This is a genomic window from Escherichia sp. MOD1-EC7003, from assembly GCF_002965065.1.
Taxonomy (GTDB): Bacteria; Pseudomonadota; Gammaproteobacteria; order Enterobacterales; family Enterobacteriaceae; genus Escherichia.
The window spans coordinates 1-5,426 of the sequence record NZ_PTRE01000272.1 but is presented as its reverse complement, the minus strand read 5'-3'; the positions used below and the strand labels follow the sequence as shown (position 1 = coordinate 5,426).

Here is a 5,426-nt window from a genome sequence, read left to right as displayed (position 1 = left end):
AATGATGAGCTGGCAGCCTGAGTTCACAGGTAAAATACTCTCCAGGAAAACCGGGGCGGTTCAATCCCCAGCCAAGCCACTTAACAAAAGTGCTCCCTGTTTTCACTGCAAAACGTTTTTTACGCTCCCTGGCAATTTCTTTCCTGAATTTAGCACGTTCTTCCCCCTGAGGGAATTGATAGATTTTAGCCATGAGCTACCTCATTTCGATCTCAAAACGAAGTTTATGCAATTATCCTCTGAAACCGTATGGTATTCTGATATCTAAGCCCTCACTTTCTTTATCTATTTTATAAGAAAACCTTAGCTTTGATGCTCTTCTTGCGACTCTCTCAACGATTTTAACTTCGAGATGATTAATCTCTGTATATTGATTTATTTTTTCAATATTTTTTTGCAGAAAAACCTTATTAAAATCCTTAAAATTCTGATAAAGGTAAACTTTTTCGCCATTATCTATTCTGAATAATTCAAGTTCATCCTTTAATACATCTACTTCAATGTCGAAAAATGTCTTTTTACCACTGCTGTATTGTTTCCTGATAAACTGATAAAGCATATTTGAATTTTGATCAGCGAGTCTTACAGACGATATCAAAACCTGAGTAGTGTAAGAATCCTTTAACATCGTGATATATGGCTCAATGACATGTGAAAAAGCAATATCAATATATCCTTCACTTTCAACATAATCACAAAACGCAGTCAGGTTCATAAGCCTGACTGCATCAGAAGGTAATTTACCTCTCTTCTTCGTATGTCCAGAGCTTTGATTGCCCTGAGGTGTGAGAAGTTGATTTCGAGGAATGCGAATAACACTGGCCTGAAGTTCTTCTGCCCCCTCTTTCAACTGCCGGTAAGCACCTGTTACATCAATATCAGCGATAAATGCATATTCCCGAGCCGTAATACGAAAGGTTGCCCCCTCAGATAACTCTTCACGTGAATCAATCTGCGCCATAGCCATAAACAAAATTCTTCTGGCAGACAAAGGCAACGATGAGAATGTGCTGTTAATTTCATTTCTGTGGCGAATTTTTGTTTTCTTTGTAACGCTCAGTAAGTTCATACATTACCTGTGGTTTTTAAGTTCTGATGGTGAAATCATAACCACAAAGGCGGAAATATGTAAAGTGGTTTATCCACCTTATGTATTTCCACCAAAACACGGATCACATGAAAGAATTTTTATCATTTATATTCAATATGATAGAAATGCGCAGGTATCCACCTTTTAACGTCATACGTTAAATTAGAGCACTATAAAGAACTAAAGAAATGAAGATACAAAGATACGAATATCTGAATAAAAACAGAAAAATGCGTACCCATCCACCTTTCATTTTGAGGTGACAAAAAACAACACCTATCTTAATGAAATTATTGATAAAAAAGCTGGCACAATGTTTGCATAATAAGTTAAAGATCTTAAAGTAGATCTACCGATCTACATTTAAGATCTTAAAAACAAGAAGTTTAATAAGCAAAAAAACACAAAAAATCTGTGGATAACTCTGCTCAAAACAAAAAATTCACAGCGCCTGTGGATAACTTTGCGTAAACCCGGAGGACAGATCACTCTGAACCAAGACAACCACACATAAAAACAATATGCTCATATTTTGACCACTGTGCGTAAGTGCCTAATGTAATCCCTGTGCTATTCCGCTTCCTCGCTCACTAACTCGCTACACTCGGTCGTTCGGCTGCGGCGAGCGGTGTCTCCTTTCTCAAAACCAGAAGAGTTCAGCTCATACGATCCGTTGATTGATCCTTTTTGGATCTTTCACTGAGAAGCCCTGAATCGTTTTCTGCCGCTTCGTTCGATACAACCATGGTGAAACCATGCGAAATCGAAAAAATCGCTCAGAATGCGATACAGCGCGTTTTAGAGGGTATTTACAAAACAGTCGTTGCCTTGAGGAAATTTTGATCAAGATTGAACTCCTATCCGGATCATGGCAACAGATCACAGCAACAAGGCCGCTAAAAAGCGTTGAGCGGCGTTAAAAACCGTTAAACCGTAGCTGACTACAACGAAACGGGAAAAAACGCTCAGAACGCGTTACAGAGCGTTTTAAGGCGATGTCGGAAAGAGCCATATCTCACCTGTTCTGATGTTTTTCTCAACATAAGCACTTTTAAGAGTGCTTTTAAAGATGCTATTATGCCAATGAGACAAGCGGAGGGCTTATGAGCTATCAAATTCTGACAACCACAGCGGCCAGTATTACTGACCTGAAAAAAAATCCTATGGGAACCGTAGCTGAAGGTGAAGGGGACGCTGTTGCGATCCTGAACCGAAACGAACCGGCGTTCTATTGCGTTCCACCAAAACTTTACGCCTACTATCGGGAACTCGCTGAAGATGCTGAGTTAAACGCTGTTGCTGATGAGCGCATGAAAAACCCGGAAATTGTGAAGGTTAACCTGGATGACCTATGAACTGGCTTTTGACCGTAGAGCACTGAAGGAATGGCAGAAACTCGGCCACACCATCCGTGAACAATTCAAAAAGAAACTGGCAGAACGGCTGGAAAATCCACGCGTACCCGCAGCCCGGTTACATGGTCATGCTGATCGCTATAAAATCAAACTTCGTGCATCTGGCTACAGACTTGTATACCAAGTCATTGATGAGAAAGTCGTTTTACTCGTTATTGCCGTTGGAAGAAGGGAAAGCAGCGAAGTCTATCAGATCGCAGATTTGCGCTAAGATTAATCATCAAATGATTGACTGTTTACAGTCAGAGCGAGAGCATTAAAAATTTGCAATACCTGCAAATGCAGGTATAATAAAACACAAGAAAGGGAAACAGGTTCTCTTTCATCCAGAGCCCAAAGTGGGCGGGAGGTTAAAAATGCAAAACTACGCTAAATCTGTAGCCACAGAGATTTTACGTCAACTTGGTGGTAATCGTTTTATTGTTATGACTGGTGCTAAAAGTTTTTCTTACTTTGATGAAAACGGTGAGTGTGGGTTAACTTTCCGTTTGCCGTCAAATTTTGCAATGAAAGGCATCAACTTAGTAAAAATTAAACTGGATTTTACTGATACGTACCAGGTGAAATTTTCTCGTGTACGTGGTGTTGAAGTTAAAGATATTTCAAGATTCGATAATATCTATTGTGATCAGTTAGCGCGTTTATTTACACAGGAAACAGGGTTACATACCGTGTTATAGATAAAAAGGGGCATTAAGCCCCTTTTTTAGTTATGAGGAATAATATGGATAAAGATAAGATAATTAAGAAAAACAGAGGTAATTACTCCTATGTAATCAGAACGATGGATGAAGATGGGGATACGGTTTTTCACGTCTTAAAATATGTTAAGACGATTGATAAAACTAAAAGCAGGAAAACAGTAAGAAAATTGATAATGGACGAAAAACTCAACCTGGCATCATTGATGCTTCTGGATAATGGGGTTTTGTGTGATTGTCTGACAAAAGGGGATGAAAATGCAGAATAAACCTACACCTGAAGAAGTAAAGAATGCGCGGGTTGCGGCAGGTCTTACTCTTAAAGAAGCTGCTGATATTTTTGGTTATCAACTGAATTCCTGGCAGATGAAAGAAAGTGCAGGTAAGGCCAGTCGTTCTTTATCTATTGGTGAATATCAGTATTTATTGTTATTAGCAAATATGCATCCGTCTTACAGGCTGGTAAAAAAATAACTTGCCATACCTGCAAATGCAGGTATAATAAAACCCAGGAAAGGGAAACAGGTTCTCTTTCATCCAGAGCCCAAGCTGGGCGGGAGCTAAAAATGAAAGTATTAACTTTTAAAAATGATACTGTCTCTGTTGGTGATATCTTTGTATCATCATGGGGCTATGAGCAAACCAATGTAACCTTCTACCAGGTTCTTTCTGTTCACGGTAAAAAAACCGTCACCGTTCGCGAGATTCGCGCCAATTCAGAATATACCGATTCAATGGTCGGCTTTAAAACTCCCGTTTTAAATGATTTTACTGGTGAATGTTTTAAGCGTCAGATAAAAGATTTTGGTGATGAGCTGGCAATCAAAATCGAAGTTTTTGAAACTGCGTATAAAACTCTACCGGAAGAAAAACATCGATTTTCTTCTTACTACTAATTAATCAGGGGGGATATTCCCCCTTTTAGTAAAGGTCTGAAAATGGAAAGAGAGTTTAGCGCAAAAGCATCATTAAACCGAAATATAAAATTTTGGTTTGAGCAATGTGGATTATCTAAAGAAAGAGTTATTCATTGTATTGATAACTGGTATGACCTTGCATACCCACCATCAGAACAGGAGAAAGCAAAAAAAGAAGCAATTGAGAAGTTAATAAAGTAAAGATAAAGATGGTATCAGGTTGTGGGGCAACCTGATACCGTGACACCTGATTCTATTGCGAGGAATAAAATGTCGGAACGCATATTATCAGCAATAAATGACGTTGAAAAGGGTGGGCGTCCGGTTTTCCCTTTGATGCCATTCCATGTCTTTCCTGAGTATATGGCATTACTCAGAAAAGCACTGGAAAAAAAGACACAAAAGAGAACAGATAAATAAACCGGAGGCTTTATGACAAAACATGATTTTGTGTCCTTTGTCAGTGGAGAATTGCGGCAAGGCGCTGTACGCTTTTCTCTTGCTTTTAACAGCAAAGGAGAAATTGTTCTGCACTGGACTAATAAAGCAGGAATACGAGTCTGGCGGATATTAAGTGGTAATCGTGGCAAAAAACCAAGCAAAGCTAACCTTGATCGATAGGAATTTAAATCCCAAAAAGATTAAAAAAACACCCAAAAACGGATGTTTATTCAACACTGCCTGCGTGCCATGAGTGCACCGCCGTCAATTAAATGGATCTTATCGATTGATACTGCATATCACTGATGGTTTTTTACCCCATTCCCCTGAAAATGGACGCAACTTCTCCGATGCGGCTCTCAGCCGCACACCCGCTGTTGCGCCAGTGGCTCATGCATCAGGACCAGCTCTGTCAGACGGTAGCCCCGCTTCAGCCCCGTAAAACGCATCTGACCTCCGCACAGGATGCACTTCAGCGGGTCAACCTTCAGTAACCGCTGATACATCCCTCTCCACCTGATTTGCATCGCCGTCTTTCTCACCGTCTCCGTTATGACGTACACAACATCTTCCAGTAACCGGCGCTTCACCGGACTCAGGAAACCGTAGTTCCTCACCATACGGAACCCCTTATCCGCCACATGCCAGGAGAACCTTTCCATAAACTCATCACCACTCATCACCAAGTATTCTTCCCGTTTTGTCCGGTGACTGTTGTAACGCAGACCAATTTCATCCTGACCAGCATAGTGCTCCAGACGGCTCATCGGCACCGGCGGTTTTTTCAGGTAAGAGCCGAAGTTGTCAACGCCAAGATTATTGGCCGTTTTTCGCCATTTTTAATGTCCGCTATTGGTCATTA

At 40.4% G+C, this 5,426-nt stretch carries 9 protein-coding genes and 3 pseudogenes; 9 read left to right on the top strand and 3 right to left on the bottom strand.

Annotated features, from left to right (window positions below; all coding sequences use genetic code 11):
- Together A7090_RS26085 and A7090_RS25290 are read right to left on the bottom strand one after the other, a co-directional pair.
- Positions 1-193: pseudogene (locus A7090_RS26085) on the bottom strand (hypothetical protein); the annotation flags it as partial.
- Positions 194-232: 39 nt separating this feature from the next.
- Complete coding sequence (locus A7090_RS25290; protein WP_001050931.1) at positions 233-1,069, bottom strand: replication initiation protein; 837 nt, start codon at positions 1,067-1,069, stop codon at positions 233-235.
- A gap of 1,124 nt (positions 1,070-2,193) precedes the next feature.
- On the opposite strand from A7090_RS25290, the gene A7090_RS25275 reads away from it, so the two are divergent.
- The 9 genes and pseudogenes from A7090_RS25275 to A7090_RS25235 form a co-directional block, all read left to right on the top strand.
- Positions 2,194-2,445 (top strand): type II toxin-antitoxin system Phd/YefM family antitoxin, encoded by a 252-nt coding sequence (locus A7090_RS25275; RefSeq protein WP_000121743.1) that lies wholly within the window; start codon positions 2,194-2,196, stop codon positions 2,443-2,445.
- Positions 2,435-2,716, top strand: coding sequence for a type II toxin-antitoxin system RelE family toxin (locus A7090_RS25270; protein ID WP_000220560.1), 282 nt, complete (start codon positions 2,435-2,437; stop codon positions 2,714-2,716). Before A7090_RS25275 ends, A7090_RS25270 begins: the two co-directional genes overlap by 11 nt.
- Positions 2,717-2,861: 145 nt before the next feature.
- The gene (locus A7090_RS25265; RefSeq protein WP_001181907.1) at positions 2,862-3,185 is read left to right on the top strand and encodes a hypothetical protein; all 324 of its coding nucleotides are present in this window, start codon (positions 2,862-2,864) and stop codon (positions 3,183-3,185) included.
- 44 nt (positions 3,186-3,229) lie between these two features.
- On the top strand, positions 3,230-3,475 hold the full coding sequence (locus A7090_RS25260; protein WP_000356546.1) for a hypothetical protein: 246 nt from the start codon (positions 3,230-3,232) through the stop codon (positions 3,473-3,475).
- Entirely contained in the window at positions 3,465-3,680 is a 216-nt protein-coding gene (locus A7090_RS25255) for a hypothetical protein (protein WP_001180116.1), read from the top strand. Before A7090_RS25260 ends, A7090_RS25255 begins: the two co-directional genes overlap by 11 nt.
- A gap of 92 nt (positions 3,681-3,772) precedes the next feature.
- Positions 3,773-4,102 (top strand): hypothetical protein, encoded by a 330-nt coding sequence (locus A7090_RS25250; protein ID WP_024216086.1) that lies wholly within the window; start codon positions 3,773-3,775, stop codon positions 4,100-4,102.
- 42 nt (positions 4,103-4,144) lie between these two features.
- Complete coding sequence (locus A7090_RS25245) at positions 4,145-4,324, top strand: hypothetical protein (protein ID WP_000439078.1); 180 nt, start codon at positions 4,145-4,147, stop codon at positions 4,322-4,324.
- Between the two features lie 21 nt (positions 4,325-4,345).
- Positions 4,346-4,543, top strand: a complete 198-nt coding sequence (locus A7090_RS26080; protein WP_001675595.1) for a hypothetical protein — start codon at positions 4,346-4,348, stop codon at positions 4,541-4,543.
- 12 nt (positions 4,544-4,555) lie between these two features.
- A pseudogene (locus A7090_RS25235) lies at positions 4,556-4,741 on the top strand (hypothetical protein); the annotation flags it as partial.
- A 182-nt stretch (positions 4,742-4,923) separates the two neighbouring features.
- On the opposite strand, the pseudogene A7090_RS25230 reads toward A7090_RS25235, so the two are convergent.
- Positions 4,924-5,364 (bottom strand): annotated as a pseudogene (locus A7090_RS25230) (transposase); the annotation flags it as partial.
- Positions 5,365-5,426 lie beyond the last annotated feature (62 nt).